Source organism: Pectobacterium zantedeschiae (assembly GCF_004137795.1).
Lineage (GTDB): Bacteria > Pseudomonadota > Gammaproteobacteria > Enterobacterales > Enterobacteriaceae > Pectobacterium > Pectobacterium zantedeschiae.
Genome location: NZ_NWTM01000001.1, coordinates 1284507 through 1303776, shown reverse-complemented (window position 1 = coordinate 1303776; position 19270 = coordinate 1284507). Strand labels below are relative to the sequence as shown.

The window sequence follows — 19270 nt, the reverse complement described above, 5'->3', positions numbered from 1 at the left end:
AGTAAATCGACAGAAATATAAAAATAATGGGTACGCAATCGTACCCATTCTATTAATTACCTGGAAATATTATATTTAATATATCAGGCATACGTTAAACATCGTATGCTGGCAGGCATTAGTGTATAAAAACTCTTTGTAGAATTATTCGTAACTGGGGTTATTTAGGTCGTTTTTTATTAAAGTTAGAAATTGTTATCTTTATTAATATTTTTTTATTATTACTTTTTAATTATGCTTGGTTCTTTTGTTTTGCTTGTACCTCATCTTTTCTCATGGTTCTGACAATTTTATAAATCCATTGTAGTGAGACATTATATTTTTTAGCCAGGGCACTATGATTACGGCCATCGAATTCTTCATAGATTTGCAGATCGCGCTGGGAAGCTCGCCAGGATATTCCCATTGGGAAATACACGTTTTGTCCGCCCCATACGGTCATCATGTGTTTGGCAACGGCATTGCCGACCAGCTCGGCTGTTTGTGGGTCCAACTCTGTGACATTTTTGACCGTATCGGCAACGTGTTGAGAAAGTTCGACCAGAAGCTCAGGACCTTTACTGCGAAATTGTGGCTCAGTCATAAATTACCTTATCCTTAAAGAAAATAATTACAGCTATGTGAGGATTCGAGCATTGCTATCTCAAGGGATAACAACCGCGTTATGTGTTCATTTAAAACTATAGTTGTTTTAATGTCAACATCTTTAGTTTTAATTTGGGTTGTTTTTGGTTGTTATGCCTGAGGGCAGCTGCAAAGCGGCATGTAGGGGAAGTCACAGAGAAGCAAAAAAAATCCCGCCGTAAGGCGGGAAAGAAACACATAGACAGGAGGAATAACACAACATCAACAAGGGTTGATGAAACAATAGCACGGTGATTGTATAAAACTGTTACGCGTGGGTAAGGTTATCTGAGCGAGGGTAAACGTTTTTGAAGTATGAAACAAAGCCAGTGCTCGAATTGGCTCACTGGCTTTTGAGAGGAAAACCGATAGCACCTAAGCGAAAACTCACCTATAACGAGCTATAGGAGTACCGAATACCAGAACACTCGGCCGATGATCTCGACCTCCGATTCGTAGGCTTCTTCGTCAGCATCGCGGTTAAAGCTATGGATGACGAGGAGACCGCCAGGTTTGCGGTAAAGTTGTTTGATTCGCTTGAGCTTATCGTTGCCGCTGCCCTCCTGAGCAATGGCGTAGAGCTTTCCATCAATGATGCGTTTGTTGTTGGTATCAACTGCGACGGTGGTGCCATCCGGGATGATGGGTTCCATACTGTCACCCGCTGCCGGGAAACAAAGAACGCCTGAACCGTCAGTATTTGCACCGACCTTACGCAGCGTGGCTTTGGAGAAACGGAGCTTAAAGTCGTTGTAATCCTCACTTTGAATGCGTCCGTCGCCGCAGGCAAACTCAATATCCTTTAAAAAAGGCACTTCCACCTCGTCCTCTGATAATTCTGTCGTGCTGTCCCAAGCTGATACGGTGCCCCATTTTGATGCTGGCGGAATACTTGATTCCTGGAGTGATCGAACCACACTGTCGCTATGCATTGGGCCTTCGCCATTTGCCAACCATTCAGGGCGAATGTGGAGGGCATTGGAAAGCTCAACAATTTTGGTTGTCTGCGACGCTTTCCCCCCCTCAATCTTCTGTATGGCGGCCTGAGATACACCAATCATGTCGCCAAGTGCTTTTTGGCTAAGCCCTTGTGCAGTCCTGGCGGTCTTTAATCGTTCTGCAAGTGTCGTTTTCATTCGTTCAATTTACAACCTAGGTTGTAATTTATCAAGTGGATATTAATCTTGTTTAAAAAAACCAAAGCTATGTATTGTCGGTGTGCAAAGAACATCATAAATACAACCATTAAAACAATTTAAGTTGTTATTCCGCGCGAGGGAACCCGCGTGGATGTATGAGATAACGTCAAAATAAACACTATCGCCTGACTATCAAAAATCCTAATAAATGTCAGGCTGTCATAGTATCGTCTTATTCCATCACCTGATTTGACTTAAACATGTGTGTCACTTGATCTAAATCACAATCCGACAGTATGCATTTTGCTCTTATGGAAATCCCGTTGTGGGAAATATAACCAATAAATTCGTTTCATTAAGTATACGCATGACTGCGTGTCGCGGAGGATGTATGTCTGTAATTCGCACGTGTTTAAGTCTGTTTGGTGGTGATACGGTAATTGTCCGGTGTGCTAATACATTTGAAGTGCAAATGAGCAATGGTGAACAGGAAACCATGACTGAAGAGAATAGTGCTACTCAGGACTCTATTTGCCGTTATGCGGAAGGTGAAGTGTATTTAACCGTACCTTATACAGGAATTTGGGATGTCGTGATCCGAGCGAAAAATGACACGCCTGAACACTCAATAACCTATTTTCCTGCCTGATGATTCTTTGGTTGGTTATATTCTGTTAATAACTTGATAATACATTGTCGTTATCCGGTAGTGAGTCTTTGAATATACCAACCTTCTCCTTTCTTTTTTGTCTTCATCGCTCAACGTTGTGAGTGCATCGGTATCTTTCTATTTCGCTTTTCATCTATCATCTTAATTGATACTTCTACTTGTTATTATTAATGATTCGAAGGGGTGATAGAGTCTGGATCTTTTGCCATACTCAACACTTAGCCATCATGCGTCGTGACTCCTGGCAAGAGAAGGGGCTTTGGTTTGCTAACGCTGGCCCGCTGTTCTTATCGTGCTCATTGCTGCTACATTTTGGATTTATAGCTAAATTTTTGTCTAATCTGAACATTAATACGATGGGAGGGGGGAACCCATGAGCCGTGCCCCAATAAGCAAAGATGAAGACAAACGTCTTGCTGCTCTTCGTGAGTATGGCATTAAGAACGTATTATTTGACCCGAGTCTGAGTAACCTGATTAGCCTGGCCGCTAACATTTTTAGTGCGCCTATTGTTTTGGTGTCATTGGTAGAGGCTGAGCGCCAACTGTTTGCCGCCAGCGTAGGGGTTCCTTTTTGTGAAACATCTCGCGATGTCTCTTTTTGTGCCCACACGATCCTAAAGAAAAAGATCATGGTGGTGCCCGATGCGCTCAAGGATGCGCGTTTCAAAAATAACCCACTGGTTGTGGGCATTCCTTACATTCGTTTTTATGCAGGTATTCCATTAATTACGCCATCTGGACATGCCATTGGTACGCTGTGCATTATCGATTTGAAACCCAGAGCGACATTCACCAAGCGTGATGAGCATAATATGCAGGATCTGGCTTCATTGGTCATGGACAAGCTGGAAATGCGCCGTCTGGAACTGGCGCGTAAAGCCAGTCAGATACGTTTTGAAAATATAGCCAATACCTCGCCAGATACGATTTTGTGCGTTAACGAGAAGGGAATGATTACCTTCTGGAATACCGCTGCGGAGAATATGCTGGGGTACAGTGACGAGGACATTATTGGCCGCAATATTAATACCATCGTGCCTGATGCCTTTATTGTGCAGCTCAACCATTTAGTCACTGACCGGGATTCGCTAATGAAAGGGGTGACGCTGGAACTGAATGTGCAAGCCAAAAGCGGCAGCCTGGTACCGGTTGAATTGTCGGTTTCTATGTGGGAAGACAACGACAATATTAGCTATGGTGCGATATTGCGTGACATTACAGAACGCCGACGTAATGAAGAACGGCTGTTTTTGTTAGCGCATATGGATCCACTCACGGGATTGGCAAACCGGACGTTATTAACATCCAATCTCGAAACCGCGCTAAAGAATGAACCTGCGGTTTGTATCATGATGGTCGATCTAGACGGGTTTAAAGATGTCAATGACAGCCTGGGGCATTCCAGCGGCGATGATATTTTGGTGCATGTTGCTAAAAAAATAAAAGCGACGGTCCGCTCTGGTGATGTCGTGGCGCGAATGGGGGGAGATGAATTTGCACTGCTGTTTCCCGGCCTGAATGATAAACGGGTCGCGGGTAAAATTGCCGAGCAAATTATTCATGAAATTTCGCAGGCAATGATTATTGACGATCACCAAATCAATATCAGTGCCAGTATTGGAGCGGTGTTGTATCCCGACTATGGGCTGACCGTACAAGACCTCTTGACCAGCGCCGATTTAGCGCTGTACCAAGCGAAGTCAGAAGGTCGAAATTGTTACCGTTTTTTCACGCGTGAACTGCTTGAGGTCTTTCAGGCCAAGCATGCTTTTCAGCTCGAGTTTGTGCGTGCCTACGAACAGCATGAATTTGAAATGTTCTATCAACCGCAGGTAAAACTGGCGACCAATGAGATTGTTGGTGCAGAGGCTTTGCTGCGCTGGCGTCACCCAGAAAGAGGATTGCTTGGTCCAGCCGCATTCCTCACTGCACTGGAAAATGGCCCATGGGCGGAGCGAGTCGGTGATTGGATCGTAGAAACGGCATGTAGGCAGGCCGCGGAATGGTGTCAGTCTGGCAACAGATATTTTCGTATCAGCATTAACCTTTTCAGTGCGCAGTTTCGTACCGGTATGCTGGCGCAGAAAATTATGGATACTCTCGCTCGAACAGGGTTGGAACCAAGTTCCCTCGAATTGGAGATCACGGAAAACATTATCCTCCGTTACGATGAGAATATGTTGCAGCCATTAAAGACGTTGCGGGAAGCGGGTATCGGCATTGCATTTGACGACTATGGGACGGGCTATGCATCGCTCAGCATGCTTAAGAACTACCCGGTAACTCGATTAAAGATCGATCAAACCTTTGTCAGGACCATGTGTGAATCTCCGCCAGATGCGGCGATTGTCAGGGCGATTTTATATCTTGGAAAAAGTTTCGGCTTGGGTGTGATTGCAGAAGGTGTAGAAACATTAGAGCAGAGTGAGAGGCTGCGGGGGAAAGGGTGTGAGGAAGCACAGGGATATTTGTTTGGGCATCCTATGCCTGCGGAGGAGTTCACCCAGTTGCTAAAATTGAATAAACCGATAGACGTATAAATGGTTGCGCTATGCCAGTTTTCTCTGAAAGCCAGCGTCTGCTGGCTTTTATGCTTTGGGCTTCCCATTTGCTGAACAGACTAAAAAGTGGAATCAGGATCACATTTTTTCTATAGTGCAGGCTTGTAACCCAGTACCGGATGTCCTGTGCACGAAATATTTGAGATGCTCCTTGCGGTCTTTGACCGCGCCGCCTTGATGCTGATTTGCCTGTTCTTCCTGACAAGGACGCGCCAGTTCCGGCAATTGCTGCAAAAAGAGCAACATTCGCCGAGAGAGCGGGTGACGGTGACGGCCATCTTTTCACTGTTTGCTCTGTTCGGTACGTATTCCGGTATTAATGTTGAGGGCTCACTCGTCAACGTGCGTGTGATTGCCGTGATGTCCGGCGGTATTCTCTTTGGCCCTTGGGTTGGTATCGCGACGGGTATCATTGCGGGAGTGCACCGTTATTTAATTGATATTGATGGCATCACCTCTGTACCTTGTCTGATTACCAGCATCATTGCTGGTATCACTTCGGGCTATATCAATAAGAAAGTCAAAAAAGAGCAGCAGTGGAGCATCGGGATTCTTGGCGGGATGCTGTGTGAATCATTAACTATGCTGCTGGTTGTGGCATGGGCGACGCCCATCGAGTTAGGGCTGGATATTGTTTCAAAAATTGCAGTGCCGATGATTCTTGGTTCCATTTGTATTGGCCTGATCGTATTGCTGGTGCAGAGTGTGGCGAATGAAAAAGAGGTGATTGCCGCCAGACAAGCCAAACTGGCGCTGGATATCGCACATAAAACACTGCCCTATTTTCGCAATATCAACAGTGATTCACTCACGGCCATTTGTAGAATCATTCGTACTGAAATTAATGCGGACGCCGTGGCAATAACAAACACGCAGCACATTCAGGCTTACGTGGGGATTGGGGAAGAGAAATATAATATTGGCCACGATATTATCAGCCCTATGACGCAGCAGGCGATGCATGACGGGAAAATCATCATTAAAAATAATGATGAACAGCATCTGACACCGGAAATCCATTCAATGATCGTCATCCCGCTGTGGGAGCACGGGCAGGTGACCGGCACGCTGAAGATCTATTATCGTCATGCACATAAAATTACCTATTCATTACGCGTGATGGCTGTCGGTCTATCACAAATTATGTCAACGCAAATTGAAGTGTCCCGCACAGAACAACTGCGTGATATGGCAAATAAAGCGGAACTGAGAGCGCTGCAAAGTAAAATCAATCCGCACTTTCTTTTTAATGCACTCAATGCGATCTCCTCATCTATTCGTATTAATCCCGATACAGCGCGCCAGCTGGTGATCAATCTGTCCCGCTATTTGCGCTATAACCTCGAACTCAACGATGATGCGCTGATCGATATAAAAAAAGAGCTGTACCAAATTCAGGATTATATCGCGATTGAGCAGGCGCGGTTTGGCGCTAAGTTGACAGTGATTTACGATATTGACGACGATTTGGCGTACAAAATTCCTAGCTTATTAATTCAGCCGCTGGTGGAAAATGCGATAGTGCACGGCATCCAGCCTTTCAGAGGCAAAGGAACCGTGGTGCTGTCTGTGAAAGAGCAGGGTGATAAGCTGCTGGTGGCAGTAAAAGATACGGGGCACGGCATTAGTCAGGAAACGATGGATCGCGTCGCACGGAATGAATTACCGGGGAATAAAATTGGTCTGCTGAATGTCCATCATCGTGTCCGTTTGCTCTATGGTGATGGTTTGCATATTCGTCGTTTGGAGCCGGGAACCGAGATTTATTTCTACATTCCACGAGAAGATAAAACCCCGTCAGCGTTGCCGGATAGCATTCAAGTGCCGTTATCAAGAGATACTGCTGAGCAAACAGGAGGCAACCCATGAAAGCTATTATTGTTGAAGATGAATTCCTTGCGCAGCAGGAACTGAGTTACCTCATCAAACAGCACAGTGATATTACGATTGAAGCGACATTTGATGACGGGCTGGATGTCCTGAAATATCTGCAACATAACGAAGTTGATGCGATCTTTTTGGATATTAATATTCCGTCGTTAGACGGTGTCTGGCTGGCACAAAATATCAGCAAATTCGCGCATAAGCCTTACATCATTTTTATTACGGCGTACAAAGAACATGCGGTCGAGGCGTTTGAAGTCGAAGCCTTTGATTACATTCTTAAGCCGTACCATGAATCTCGCATTGTCACGATGCTGCGCAAACTGGAAGCAACCTGGCAGCAGCGGCAAGTTGCACCTGCTGCTGAAACAGGCACGCATGCGGGGGCGCCAAGAGGGGCACAGCAAACGATTAACCTGATGAAAGATGAGCGGATTATCGTCACGGATATTAATAATATCTATTATGCGGCTGCGCAGGAAAAGGTCACGCTGGTTTATACCCGACGTGAGGAATTCATCATGCCGATGAATATTACAGAGTTTTGCAGTCGTTTGCCTGAAGACTATTTCTTCCGTTGCCACCGCTCTTACTGCGTCAATCTGACAAAAATCCGTGAAATTGTGCCGTGGTTTAACAACACCTATATCCTGCGACTAAACGATCTGGATTTTGAAGTCCCGGTAAGCCGGAGCAAGATAAAGGCATTCAGGTCATTGATGCGTCTTTAAAGGCATTTCATTCCGCGTTTCAGGCATCTCATTCCCCATTCGATCAACCACTGTCAGCCCGCTTGTATACTGGCCTCAGCCCATAAGCTGACAGTGTTTTGATGGATTTTTTCTTCTCCACATCAGCTTATATTTTTTAGCGTGCCGAGTGAATCGGACCAATTTTTGATGTAGGGGAAAACCCATGAATACCAAATCTGTTAATCGGGGGTTGATTGTCCTCGGTACCATTATCACCCAAATGGGACTTGGCACGATTTATACCTGGAGTTTGTTCAACCAGCCGCTGGTGGACAAATTTGGCTGGACGCTGAGCTCCGTTGCGACGACGTTTTCAATTACCAGTTTCTGTCTGGCATTTGCAACGCTATTTGCCGGTAAGTTTCAGGAACGTATTGGTCTGCGCCGCTTGACCATGATCGCTGGCATCGCGCTGGGTGCTGGTCTGATGGCGAGTGCGGTAAGCCCGTCACTGACGCTGATTTATCTGTTGATGGGGGTGGTTGTCGGTTTTGCTGACGGCACGGCTTACATCACCACGCTGTCCAATTTGATCAAATGGTTCCCTAACCGTAAAGGGTTGATAGCGGGTATTTCGGTTGGTGCATTTGGTACCGGAAGCCTGCTGTTCAAATACGTCAACAGCTTTTTGATTGCAGAAGTCGGTGTGTCAGAAGCCTTTTTCTACTGGGGCGTTATCGTCATGGCGATGATTCTGGTCGGGAGTTCACTGCTAAAAGAACCTGCTGCTGTGCCAACAACACAACAGACTGTAGCTCAGGGACAGACGCGTGATTTTTCGCTAGCCGAGATGTTGGCGACCAAAGAGTCGTATTTGCTGTTTATTATCTTCTTCACTGCATGCATGAGCGGTCTGTATCTGATCGGTATTGTAAAAGATATCGGTGTGCAAATGGCGGGAATGGATATGGCGACGGCGGCAAATGCCGTGTCTGCGATTGCTATTTTTAATACCGTTGGGCGTATTGTTCTTGGCGCACTTTCCGATAACGTTGGACGCATGCGAGTCATCACCTTTACGCTGTTTGTGACGATTGTGGCGGTGTCCGTGATGACGTTCCTGCCGCTGAATCCGATCCTGTTCTTTGCCTGTGTCAGTGCTATTGCCTTCTGCTTTGGTGGTAATATCACGGTGTTCCCTGCAATTGTTGGTGACTTCTTCGGCCTGAAAAATCACAGCAAAAACTACGGCGTGATTTATCAGGGATTCGGCATTGGCGCGCTATCTGGCTCGTTTATCGCTGCACAACTCGGGGGATTCCAGGCGACATTTATGGCAATCATCATTATGTCTGTCATCTCGCTGCTGATTACCCTGTGGGTCAAACCACCTAAGCATCAGCCTGTTGCTGACTCAATGCGTGCGGATATGGCACACGCACAGAGCTAATAGCACGCCACGCTAACAGAACATCGCGCTGGTCTCCATGCCGTCCAGCGCGAGATTTTTCCTCTTCTCTGCCCCAAAACTCCTTCTCCTCATCTGCTGAAATATCGCGATACAGTTCATCACTTTCCTAGTCATCTACGTGTCACAGGTGAACCCTAGCGTCGTTATCGGCACGTCTTTTTCCTAAAACGTGTCTCCCTTAAAAATGATGCCCTTTGAAAATGAATAGTAACCGGAGAAAACACCATGATGATTCGGTTTAGGTTCACATCTGTTTTTTTGATGCTGTTGAGTATGGTTTTGTTTGTCCCGCGGTTTGCCAGAGCAGCCGTTGAACTGACGTTTTGGCATGGCATGGACAGCAACCTGAATACGGAATTGATACGGTTGGTCAATCGGTTTAACGAATCTCAGACGACGTATCATGTTGAACCGATCTATAAGGGCAGCTATGAACAGACGCTGGCCGCCGGTATTGCCGCTTATCGCACGGGTAACGCGCCGGATATTTTGCAGGTTTATGACGTCGGTACACCGAATATGATGCACAGCGGTGCGATTATCCCGGTGTTCGATTTGTTCAAACAGGTTGGTATCGATAACGATGAAAAATCCTTTCTGCCTGCTGTGGCGCTGTTTTATAGCGATAGCCAGACTGGGCATCTGATTTCCCAGCCGTTTAATAGTTCAACGCCTGTCCTCTACTACAACAAAGATGCATTTATCAAAGCGGGACTCGATCCCGATAAACCACCACGGACCTGGAATGAGCTGGCGTACGATGCAGCGCGGTTGCGCCAGAGTGGGATGACATGTGGATATACGAACGCCGGGCAGCAGGGGTGGATATTATTAGAAGCCTTTAGCGTGTGGAACGGGCTACCGATTGCAACGAAAAATAATGGCTTTGATGGTGTCGATGCTCACTTGCTGGTGAACGGTCCGTTGCAGGTTGCGCACATCACTCAGCTTGCAGAGATGATGAAGAAGAAAGAGTTCAGCTATTTCGGTCGCAATGATGAGGGTACTACGCGTTTTTATAACGGCGATTGCGGCATATTGACCACCTCATCGGGCGGGTTACGCAAGATTCAGAACTATGCCAAGTTTCACTACGGCGTAGGGATGCTGCCCTACAGCGAAGAGGTTAAAGGTGCGCCGCAGAATACGTTCATTGGAGGTGCGAGCCTCTGGGTCATGAAAGGGAAAACAGCAGCGCATTATCAAGGTATCGCTGAATTCCTGCATTTCCTGACGCTGCCAGAAAATGCCGCCGAATGGCATCAGATGACAGGCTATCTGCCAGTGACACAGCCCGCTTACGAACTGACGCGCGAGCAGGGATTTTATGCCAGATACCCCGGTAGCGATGTTGCCATGAAACAGCTCACCAATAAGCCACCATTGCCTTATACGCGTGGGTTCCGATTGGGCAATATGCCGCAAATTCGCACCATCATGGATGAAGAGTTGGAGAAAGTCTGGGCAGAACAGGAAACGCCACAGCAGGCGTTGGATAATGTGGTTTCTCGCGGTGATCTTCTGTTGCAGCATTTTGCGCAGTCGGTTTCCCGTCATTCGTGATATTCCCCGTTTATTTGGAGTTTTTGACTGATGACAAAGCAAAGTAAGGGCATAACTCAGGAATTGATTGCGGCGCAAAACACGACGGTTCTGACGGTAGCGCATCGCGGCATTTGGGCATCGGCACCGGAAAATTCGCTGGCGGCGCTGCGTGAAGCTATTCGCCAGGGTGTGGATATCGTGGAAATCGATGCGCAATTAACGGCAGATAGCCACGTTGTCGTGATTCATGACGATACGCTCGATCGCACGAGTGATATGAGCGGTAGCGTTGGCAAGATGACGCTGGCGGAGATTCGGCAGGCGCGTCTACGCGGAAGTGACGGTGGTTCAGCATGGCCGTTGAGTCACGAAAAGGTTCCGCTGTTGTATGAAGTTCTCGAAGAGGCGCGAGGGAGAATTGTGATTAATGTGGATGTGAAACATGAGCATGAGTTTGGTGTTATCGCCCGCGATATTCGGGATAAAGGCCTCAGCGCAGGCGTGATCATGAAAAGCCCGGTTAATCTTGATACTGCCTGTTTTCCTATTACATCACCGGCTCAGGATACTCAGATACCGTACATGCCGTTAATCCACCTCCAACGGGGGAAAACCATCGATATTCTGCGACAGGTTGATGACTTTGGGGTTGCCATTGTGGAAGCCAACTTTGACCATATCGACACAGTGCTTGAGACCTACGCAGAGTTTCAACGGCTTGGCGTACGAATTTGGGTGAATACGCTAGATTGTTCGCACTCGCTCAACTACAGCGATACGCGGGCTTTAGCCGATCCTGACGCGGTATGGGGAGCATTAATTCGCGCTGGCGTGGGCGCGATTCAGGTGGACCACGCGGCAGCGTTGATTGATTTTCGGTCAACGATGTCGCGCTGATGTATCGGGATTGACAGCAGGCAGGACGCCGCTTTCCTTTTGAAAAGTGTAAAGTTATGTGGATTTAGTAACTGAAAAGTTAAGAATGCTTGAAAATGCCACGGCAACCCATACGATGTAGGTGTTGCAAACTTTATCTTTCTGCGAGAGGAAATCAGACTTTTATGATGCGTATTGCGCTTTTCCTGATCACCAACCTGGCGGTGATGTTGGTTTTCGGGCTGGTACTCAGCCTGACGGGAATTCAGTCCAGCAGTGTCCAGGGCTTAATGATTATGGCTGGGCTGTTTGGCTTTGGCGGTGCGTTTGTTTCACTGCTGATGTCTAAATGGATGGCGTTACGGTCCGTTGGCGGTGAAGTTATTGAACAACCACGCAACGAAACCGAACGTTGGTTAGTGGAAACCGTTCGTTCACAGTCACAGCAGGCTGGGATCGCGATGCCACAAGTGGCAATCTACCATGCACCGGATATCAATGCGTTCGCAACAGGAGCGCGTCGCGATGCGTCGTTGGTGGCCGTGAGCACCGGCTTGCTGCAAAACATGAGCCGTGATGAGGCTGAAGCGGTTATCGCGCATGAAATCAGCCACGTCGCGAATGGCGACATGGTGACGATGACGTTGGTTCAGGGGATAGTGAATACCTTCGTTATCTTTGTCTCTCGCCTGATCGCTCAGGTCGTTTCCGGTTTCCTGTCCGGCAACCGTGATGAAGGCGAAAGCAGCAACGGCAATCCGTTAGTTTACTTCGCCGTCGCGACGGTGCTGGAACTGGTGTTTGGTATTCTTGCCAGTATCATCACCATGTGGTTCTCACGCTACCGTGAATTCCATGCGGATGCCGGTTCAGCCAAGCTGGTGGGGCGTGAGAAAATGATCGCTGCACTACAGCGCTTGAAGACCAGCTATGAGCCACAGGAAGAGAGCAGCATGATGGCTTTCTGCATTAACGGCAAATCGAAGTCCTTCAGCGAGCTGTTCATGTCACACCCACCGTTGGATAAGCGAATCGAAGCGCTGCGTTCCGGCGAATACCTGAAGTAATTTACGGTAGTCTCTTCCCAAAGGCCCATTCGGGCCTTTGTTATTTCTGCGTTATTCATTCATCGAACCTGTGCTTTCTTCGTCCGACTGTTTTCATTAGATCTGAAACAGGTGGTGAAAACATGAAGAATGTTTTATAAAATAAAACCACGATCACGGAAAAATGAAACATTGTTTCTATAATGCCGATATAACAGGCGTCTCGCGTGAGATTGGTGGCCTGATTTTTGAACAACCGGTGTCGGGGTGACCGATTCGTCGGGCGATCAGAAATGTCAGGTTATCGAAGAGTATGCGCGTGTGGCGTCAAATTCTTCATGATAAGTTCTAAGGATTTACGGATGGCCAAAGGTAACAAGATCCCCCTAACGTTTCATACCTACCAGGACTCAGCAACCGGCACCGAAGTTGTGCGTTTAACCCCGCCCGATGTTATCTGCCACCGCAACTATTTCTACCAGAAGTGCTTCTTCAATGATGGTAGCAAGCTGCTGTTTGGCGCTGCATTCGATGGCCCATGGAACTACTATCTGCTGGATTTAAAAGAGCAGAATGCCACGCAGTTGACGGAAGGCAAAGGCGACAACACCTTTGGTGGTTTCCTGTCCCCGAACGACGATGCGCTGTATTACGTTAAAAATACCCGTAATCTGATGCGTGTTGATTTGGCTACGTTGGAAGAGAAAACAATTTATCAGGTACCTGACGACTGGGTCGGCTACGGTACTTGGGTTGCCAATTCTGATTGCACCAAAATGGTTGGTATTGAGATCAAGAAAGAAGACTGGAAACCACTGACCGATTGGAAAAAATTCCAGGAGTTCTACTTCACTAATCCTTGTTGTCGTCTGATTCGCGTCGATTTGGTAACGGGCGAAGCAGAGACTATTCTTCAGGAAAACCAGTGGCTGGGTCACCCAATCTATCGTCCTGGTGATGACAACACCGTTGCTTTCTGCCACGAAGGTCCACACGATCTGGTTGATGCCCGTATGTGGTTCATCAACGAAGATGGTACCAACATGCGCAAAGTGAAAGAGCATGCTGAAGGCGAAAGCTGCACTCATGAATTCTGGGTGCCAGATGGTTCTGCGATGATTTACGTCTCTTACCTAAAAGACGATACCAACCGCTATATCCGCAGCATTGATCCCGTTACGCTGGAAGACCGCCAACTGCGCGTCATGCCGCCGTGTTCTCATCTGATGAGTAACTATGACGGTACTCTGTTGGTCGGTGATGGTTCCGATGCACCGGTCGACGTGCAGGATGATGGCGGCTACAAAATTGAGAACGATCCGTTCCTGTATGTTTTCAACCTGAAAACAGGCAAAGAACATCGTATTGCACAGCACAATACATCCTGGGACGTGTTGGAAGGGGACCGTCAGGTCACTCACCCGCACCCATCTTTCACGCCGGATAATAAACAAGTCCTGTTTACTTCTGACGTAGATGGAAAACCTGCGCTGTATCTGGCGAAGGTTCCTGATTCAGTCTGGAACTAATAATACTAATAAATCCGCGTCACATTTTATGGCGCGGATTATTTTAAAATATTTACTTACATATTATTTTATTAAGACTCTGACGCGGTTATTTCTCAAACTTAACTTGATTATCGTTGTTGCTCCATTGCCATAAACAAAGCGTTCCCTTTATACTAAAACCATTGTTCTATTTTTTTTAAAACAAAAAAACCTGAGTAGGGTAACCACAAAAATGGCTATTGCAGATTTAGATAAACAACCCGATTCCGTGTCGTCCGTTTTAAAGGTCTTTGGTATTTTACAGGCATTAGGTGAAGAGAGAGAAATTGGTATTACCGAACTTTCTCAGCGAGTCATGATGTCTAAGAGTACCGTTTACCGTTTCTTGCAGACGATGAAATCCCTGGGCTATGTTGCACAGGAAGGTGAATCAGAGAAATATTCGCTGACGCTCAAGTTATTTGAACTTGGTGCAAAAGCATTGCAGAACGTAGATTTAATCCGTAGTGCGGATATACAGATGCGCGAGTTGTCTGCGCTGACGCGAGAAACGATCCACCTTGGCGCGTTAGATGAAGACGGCATCGTTTATATCCACAAGATTGATTCTATGTATAACCTGCGCATGTATTCGCGCATCGGTCGCCGTAATCCATTGCACAGTACCGCAATTGGTAAAGTGCTGTTGGCGTGGCGCGATCGCGGTGAAGTAGAAGAGGTTCTGTCAACTGTCGAATTCACGCGTAGCACGCCACATACTCTGTGTACTGCTGAAGATCTTCTCAATCAATTGGATGTCGTGCGTGAGCAAGGCTATGGGGAAGATAAAGAGGAACAGGAAGAAGGGCTGCGTTGTATCGCCGTGCCAGTATTTGACCGTTTTGGCGTGGTGATTGCTGGCCTCAGTATTTCTTTCCCAACGATTCGTTTTTCAGAAGAAAACAAACACGAATATGTAGCCATGCTGCACACTGCGGCCAGAAATATCTCTGAGCAAATGGGTTACCACGATTACCCTTTCTGATATTCCCTAGCGATTCTCGAGCCTGTCTTTATCGACAGGCTTTTTTATGGTGTGCCATCCTTGGCCGCTACCCTGCGGGCCGTCGCAAGCAACGTTGAAAAACGTTCCCCACGTTTTTTTTATTTTTATACCAATACGATAGCGATGTGTATTAACACGATGTGGTTAACGGATAGGGTTGGGTATCGAACTTGGCTATGCCACGGTGTTAAGATAGCCCACAGGTACCTGTCATAAGTGGTTATAGGTGGAGTCGTTGTGAACATATTAGAAGTGGTTTTTGTCTTGTTGGTTGTGCTACTGGCTGCACTGGTCTGGTTTTTTGTCAATCGGGCGAGTGTCAGAGCGAATGAGCAAGTGAAATTGCTGCAAGAGATCGTAGAGCAGCAACGTCAGCAGTTAACATTATTGAAAAAATTGTTGCCCCAGAATGTAGAGAAAAGTGAGCCTGAAACGCTCGCCGCCGAGCTTGATAGTGATGATGTGGAGCTAACGTTTAAAAGTGTCATCCCTGAACGTTAATGGCTCAGCCACGGTGTAGCGCCTTTGCTTATTGACGTCATCTTTCATACTGATGGCGTAAACAGGCATTGAGATAAAAATGAAGAAGGCTTTACAGGAAGCACAAAAATAATATGGCAAATGCTCAAAACAACATAGCAAGCGATCAACAGGAATTGGTTTTAAAACGAGGATTAAAAAACCGACATATTCAGCTGATTGCGTTAGGTGGTGCGATTGGTACTGGATTGTTTTTAGGGATATCGCAAACTATCCAAATGGCAGGGCCGTCCGTTTTATTGGGTTACGCTATCGCCGGAATGATTGCGTTTCTGATTATGCGCCAGTTGGGTGAGATGGTGGTGGAAGAGCCCGTTGCGGGGTCGTTCAGCCATTTTGCCTTTAAGTATTGGGGTGACTTTGCCGGTTTTCTGGCCGGTTGGAACTACTGGGCGATGTTTATCCTGGTTGGGATGGCTGAGCTGACGGCGGTAGGCATTTACATCCAATACTGGTGGCCTGAGACACCAACCTGGCTGTCTGCGGCGATATTCTTCGTGCTGATTAACCTTATCAATTTGGTTAATGTTCGGATGTTTGGGGAAACGGAATTCTGGTTCGCTATTATCAAAGTACTCGCGATTGTCGGAATGATTGTTTTCGGCGGTTGGCTGCTGTTGAGTGGTAACGGCGGTGAAACGGCAACGGTACGTAATTTATGGATCCATGGCGGATTCATGCCAAATGGCGCAAGCGGCTTGATCATGGCGATGGCTGTGATCATGTTTTCGTTCGGTGGTTTGGAGTTAGTTGGAATTACGGCCGCAGAGGCTGCCGATCCGAAGCGTTCTATTCCTCAGGCAACTAATCAGGTGGTATACCGTATCCTGATTTTTTATATTGGCGCGCTATCTATTTTGTTGTCGCTTTATCCATGGGGGAATGTGGTCGGCGGCGGCAGTCCGTTTGTCCTGATTTTCCATGCGCTTAACAGCAACATTGTGGCAAACGTCCTCAACGTCGTAGTGCTGACGGCGGCGCTGTCGGTGTATAACAGTGGCGTGTACTGCAATAGTCGGATGCTGTACGGTTTGGCAAAGCAGGGAAATGCGCCGAAGTCTCTCGCCAAGGTCAATGCTCGCGGTGTGCCCGTCCGTTCTATCGCGCTATCGGCGTTGGCGACCTCACTGGGTGTGGCAATTAACTATCTAATGCCAGGTAAAGCCTTTGAATTGTTGATGGCGCTGGTGGTTTCAACGCTGGTGATTAACTGGATCATGATCTGCTTTGCGCACCTCCGTTTTCGTCAGGCAATGATAGAGAGGGGGATTGTGCCCGCGTTTAAAGCCTTCTGGTATCCGTGGGGAAACTATCTGTGTCTGGCGTTTCTGGCGGGAATTCTGGTGATTATGCTGTTGTCGCCGGGGATTCGCATTTCAGTCATCTTAATTCCGTTCTGGATTGCCGTTATTTGGCTGGGCTTCCTCTTCTCCCGCAAAAATAGCGCCGGGCTGAAGTCGACTCAAACGCTGTAAACGCTTTTGTAGCCTACTCATCACGATGTAAAGATGAGCAGGCTACCCATCCGGCTTTAACACACAACTTATAAGGTGTATTATTGCCTCGACGTTATCTATGTCACGCTAATGCGCACCTTCAGTCGTGTGCATCATGTGTATATATTTCACAGAGTACAGAGAAATAGCATAGTTAACACTTTTGATTTTCAATTGATATGCGATTTTTTGCATGTGAGCTTTCGTGTGGCTCACCACTGTAAATAAGGGAATTATAATGCCAGTTATCACCCTTCCTGATGGAAGTCAGCGTCATTACGACCACGCCGTTTCTCCCCTGGATGTTGCACTTGATATCGGTCCCGGTCTGGCTAAAGCCTGTATCGCGGGACGCGTCAATGGCGAGTTGGTTGACGCCAGCGATAAGATTGACACCGATGCGCAACTAGCCATCATCACAGCTAAAGATGATGCAGGTCTGGAAATTATTCGCCACTCCTGTGCGCACTTGCTGGGCCATGCGATCAAGCAACTGTGGCCCGATACCAAAATGGCGATTGGTCCGGTTATCGACAACGGTTTTTACTATGACGTTGATATTGATCGTACCCTGACTCAGGAAGACATTGAACTGCTCGAAAAGCGTATGCACGAGCTTGCTGACACCGACTATGACGTAATCAAGAAAAAAGTCAGCTGGCAGGAAGCGCGCGATGCGTTCGCTGCACGCGGTGAGACCTACAAAATGGCGATTCTGGATGAGAACATCAGCCACGACGATCGTCCGGGTCTGTATCACCATGAAGAATACATCGATATGTGCCGTGGTCCGCACGTACCGAATATGCGTTTCTGCCATCATTTCAAATTGCAGAAAACCTCCGGTGCCTACTGGCGCGGTGATAGCAAAAACAAAATGCTGCAACGTATCTACGGAACAGCATGGGCGGATAAAAAGCAGTTGGCTTCTTACCTGCAACGTCTTGAAGAGGCGGCTAAGCGCGATCACCGCAAGATCGGTAAACAGCTTGACCTGTACCACATGCAGGAAGAAGCGCCAGGTATGGTGTTCTGGCACAACGACGGTTGGACGATCTTCCGCGAGTTGGAAGCGTTTGTGCGTATGAAGCTGAAGTCTTACCAGTATCAGGAAGTGAAAGGTCCATTCATGATGGATCGCGTGATGTGGGAAAAAACCGGCCATTGGGATAACTACAAAGAAGCGATGTTCACGACTTCATCAGAGAACCGTGAATACTGCATTAAGCCGATGAACTGCCCAGGTCACGTACAGATTTTCAATCAGGGATTGAAATCTTATCGCGATCTGCCACTGCGTATGGCTGAGTTCGGTAGCTGTCACCGTAATGAACCGTCAGGCTCTCTGCACGGTTTAATGCGTGTGCGCGGTTTCACTCAGGACGATGCTCACATCTTCTGTACGGAAGAGCAGGTTCGTGATGAAGTGAACAGCTGCATCAAGATGGTGTATGACATGTACAGCACCTTCGGTTTTGAAAAAATCGTGGTGAAACTGTCTACGCGTCCTGAAAAACGCATTGGTAGCGATGAGATGTGGGATCGCGCTGAAGCCGATTTGGCAGCAGCGTTGACTGAAAATAACATTGAGTTCGACTATCAGCCAGGTGAAGGGGCGTTCTACGGCCCAAAAATTGAATTTACCTTGCATGACTGTTTGGATCGCGCGTGGCAGTGTGGTACGGTGCAGCTCGACTTTTCATTACCGGGTCGTCTGAATGCATCTTACGTTGGTGAAAGTAACGAGCGCCAGGTACCAGTTATGATTCACCGTGCTATTTTGGGATCAATGGAGCGTTTCATCGGTATTCTGACCGAAGAATTCGCTGGCTTCTTCCCAACCTGGTTAGCCCCGGTTCAAGTGGTGATTATTAATATCACCGATAGCCAGTCTGATTATGTCAACGAATTGACCCGAAAACTGCAAGAAGCGGGCATTCGTGTAAAAGCAGACTTGAGAAATGAGAAAATAGGCTTTAAAATCCGCGAACACACTTTACGGCGGGTTCCCTATATGCTGGTTTGTGGCGACAAAGAGGTCGAGGCAGGAAAAGTTGCTGTCCGCACTCGTCGTGGTAAAGACCTTGGGAGTCTGGATGTCAGTGAAGTCATCAGTAAGCTGCAGCAAGAGATTCGCAGCCGTAGTCTTCATCAATTGGAGGTATAGG

The 19270-nt window shown here is 47.3% G+C and carries 15 protein-coding genes and 1 pseudogene; 14 read left to right on the top strand and 2 right to left on the bottom strand.

Features of this window, described 5'->3' with window-relative positions; translation table 11 throughout:
* Positions 1–232: 232 nt before the first annotated feature.
* Both CLR69_RS05880 and CLR69_RS05875 read right to left on the bottom strand, forming a co-directional pair.
* On the bottom strand, positions 233–583 hold the full coding sequence (locus tag CLR69_RS05880; protein ID WP_129711319.1) for a Mor transcription activator family protein: 351 nt from the start codon (positions 581–583) through the stop codon (positions 233–235).
* A 442-nt stretch (positions 584–1025) separates the two neighbouring features.
* A complete protein-coding gene (locus tag CLR69_RS05875) occupies positions 1026–1760 on the bottom strand; it encodes an XRE family transcriptional regulator (RefSeq protein ID WP_129711318.1) in 735 nt (244 codons plus the stop codon).
* Positions 1761–2154: 394 nt separating this feature from the next.
* Here CLR69_RS05875 and CLR69_RS05870 point away from each other — a divergent pair, with 394 nt between their 5' ends.
* The 14 genes and pseudogenes from CLR69_RS05870 (at position 2155) to thrS (ending at position 19269) form a co-directional block, all read left to right on the top strand.
* Complete coding sequence (locus CLR69_RS05870) at positions 2155–2412, top strand: hypothetical protein (protein WP_129704707.1); 258 nt, start codon at positions 2155–2157, stop codon at positions 2410–2412.
* A 394-nt stretch (positions 2413–2806) separates the two neighbouring features.
* Positions 2807–4975, top strand: a complete 2169-nt coding sequence (locus CLR69_RS05865; protein WP_129711317.1) for a sensor domain-containing phosphodiesterase — start codon at positions 2807–2809, stop codon at positions 4973–4975.
* A gap of 147 nt (positions 4976–5122) precedes the next feature.
* On the top strand, positions 5123–6865 hold the full coding sequence (locus CLR69_RS05860; protein ID WP_129704711.1) for a sensor histidine kinase: 1743 nt from the start codon (positions 5123–5125) through the stop codon (positions 6863–6865).
* Positions 6862–7216 (top strand): annotated as a pseudogene (locus tag CLR69_RS23400) (response regulator); the annotation flags it as partial. The gene CLR69_RS05860 and the pseudogene CLR69_RS23400, both read left to right, overlap by 4 nt.
* Positions 7192–7611, top strand: a complete 420-nt coding sequence (locus CLR69_RS23395) for a LytTR family DNA-binding domain-containing protein (RefSeq protein WP_422762870.1) — start codon at positions 7192–7194, stop codon at positions 7609–7611. The pseudogene CLR69_RS23400 and the gene CLR69_RS23395, both read left to right, overlap by 25 nt.
* A 184-nt stretch (positions 7612–7795) precedes the next feature.
* The gene (locus tag CLR69_RS05850) at positions 7796–9022 is read left to right on the top strand and encodes an L-lactate MFS transporter (protein ID WP_129704715.1); all 1227 of its coding nucleotides are present in this window, start codon (positions 7796–7798) and stop codon (positions 9020–9022) included.
* Between the two features lie 249 nt (positions 9023–9271).
* Positions 9272–10606, top strand: a complete 1335-nt coding sequence (ugpB, locus tag CLR69_RS05845) for a sn-glycerol-3-phosphate ABC transporter substrate-binding protein UgpB (protein WP_242451631.1) — start codon at positions 9272–9274, stop codon at positions 10604–10606.
* 30 nt (positions 10607–10636) lie between these two features.
* Positions 10637–11485, top strand: a complete 849-nt coding sequence (locus CLR69_RS05840) for a glycerophosphodiester phosphodiesterase family protein (RefSeq protein ID WP_129711314.1) — start codon at positions 10637–10639, stop codon at positions 11483–11485.
* Between the two features lie 164 nt (positions 11486–11649).
* On the top strand, positions 11650–12531 hold the full coding sequence (gene htpX, locus CLR69_RS05835; protein ID WP_129704721.1) for a protease HtpX: 882 nt from the start codon (positions 11650–11652) through the stop codon (positions 12529–12531).
* Positions 12532–12872: 341 nt separating this feature from the next.
* Positions 12873–14039 (top strand): oligogalacturonate lyase, encoded by a 1167-nt coding sequence (ogl, locus tag CLR69_RS05830; RefSeq protein WP_129704723.1) that lies wholly within the window; start codon positions 12873–12875, stop codon positions 14037–14039.
* Between the two features lie 214 nt (positions 14040–14253).
* On the top strand, positions 14254–15045 hold the full coding sequence (gene kdgR, locus CLR69_RS05825) for a DNA-binding transcriptional regulator KdgR (protein WP_129704724.1): 792 nt from the start codon (positions 14254–14256) through the stop codon (positions 15043–15045).
* A 258-nt stretch (positions 15046–15303) separates the two neighbouring features.
* Positions 15304–15567 (top strand): YebO family protein, encoded by a 264-nt coding sequence (locus CLR69_RS05820; protein WP_129704726.1) that lies wholly within the window; start codon positions 15304–15306, stop codon positions 15565–15567.
* Between the two features lie 113 nt (positions 15568–15680).
* Positions 15681–17081: an amino acid permease gene (locus CLR69_RS05815; protein ID WP_129711313.1), complete on the top strand. Its 1401-nt coding sequence runs from the start codon at positions 15681–15683 to the stop codon at positions 17079–17081.
* Positions 17082–17340: 259 nt separating this feature from the next.
* On the top strand, positions 17341–19269 hold the full coding sequence (thrS, locus tag CLR69_RS05810; RefSeq protein ID WP_129704730.1) for a threonine--tRNA ligase: 1929 nt from the start codon (positions 17341–17343) through the stop codon (positions 19267–19269).
* The last annotated feature ends 1 nt before the right edge of the window (position 19270 follow it).

Excerpts from the sequence above, each read along its gene's own strand:
- CLR69_RS05880 (WP_129711319.1), bottom strand. The coding sequence starts at position 583 with ATGACTGAGCCACAATTTCGCAGTAAAGGTCCTGAGCTTCTGGTCGAA.
- CLR69_RS05875 (WP_129711318.1), bottom strand. The coding sequence starts at position 1,760 with ATGAAAACGACACTTGCAGAACGATTAAAGACCGCCAGGACTGCACAA.
- CLR69_RS05870 (WP_129704707.1), top strand. The coding sequence starts at position 2,155 with ATGTCTGTAATTCGCACGTGTTTAAGTCTGTTTGGTGGTGATACGGTA.
- CLR69_RS05865 (WP_129711317.1), top strand. The coding sequence starts at position 2,807 with ATGAGCCGTGCCCCAATAAGCAAAGATGAAGACAAACGTCTTGCTGCT.
- CLR69_RS23395 (WP_422762870.1), top strand. The coding sequence starts at position 7,192 with ATGCTGCGCAAACTGGAAGCAACCTGGCAGCAGCGGCAAGTTGCACCT.
- CLR69_RS05850 (WP_129704715.1), top strand. The coding sequence starts at position 7,796 with ATGAATACCAAATCTGTTAATCGGGGGTTGATTGTCCTCGGTACCATT.
- ugpB (WP_242451631.1), top strand. The coding sequence starts at position 9,272 with ATGATTCGGTTTAGGTTCACATCTGTTTTTTTGATGCTGTTGAGTATG.
- CLR69_RS05840 (WP_129711314.1), top strand. The coding sequence starts at position 10,637 with ATGACAAAGCAAAGTAAGGGCATAACTCAGGAATTGATTGCGGCGCAA.
- htpX (WP_129704721.1), top strand. The coding sequence starts at position 11,650 with ATGATGCGTATTGCGCTTTTCCTGATCACCAACCTGGCGGTGATGTTG.
- ogl (WP_129704723.1), top strand. The coding sequence starts at position 12,873 with ATGGCCAAAGGTAACAAGATCCCCCTAACGTTTCATACCTACCAGGAC.
- kdgR (WP_129704724.1), top strand. The coding sequence starts at position 14,254 with ATGGCTATTGCAGATTTAGATAAACAACCCGATTCCGTGTCGTCCGTT.
- CLR69_RS05815 (WP_129711313.1), top strand. The coding sequence starts at position 15,681 with ATGGCAAATGCTCAAAACAACATAGCAAGCGATCAACAGGAATTGGTT.
- thrS (WP_129704730.1), top strand. The coding sequence starts at position 17,341 with ATGCCAGTTATCACCCTTCCTGATGGAAGTCAGCGTCATTACGACCAC.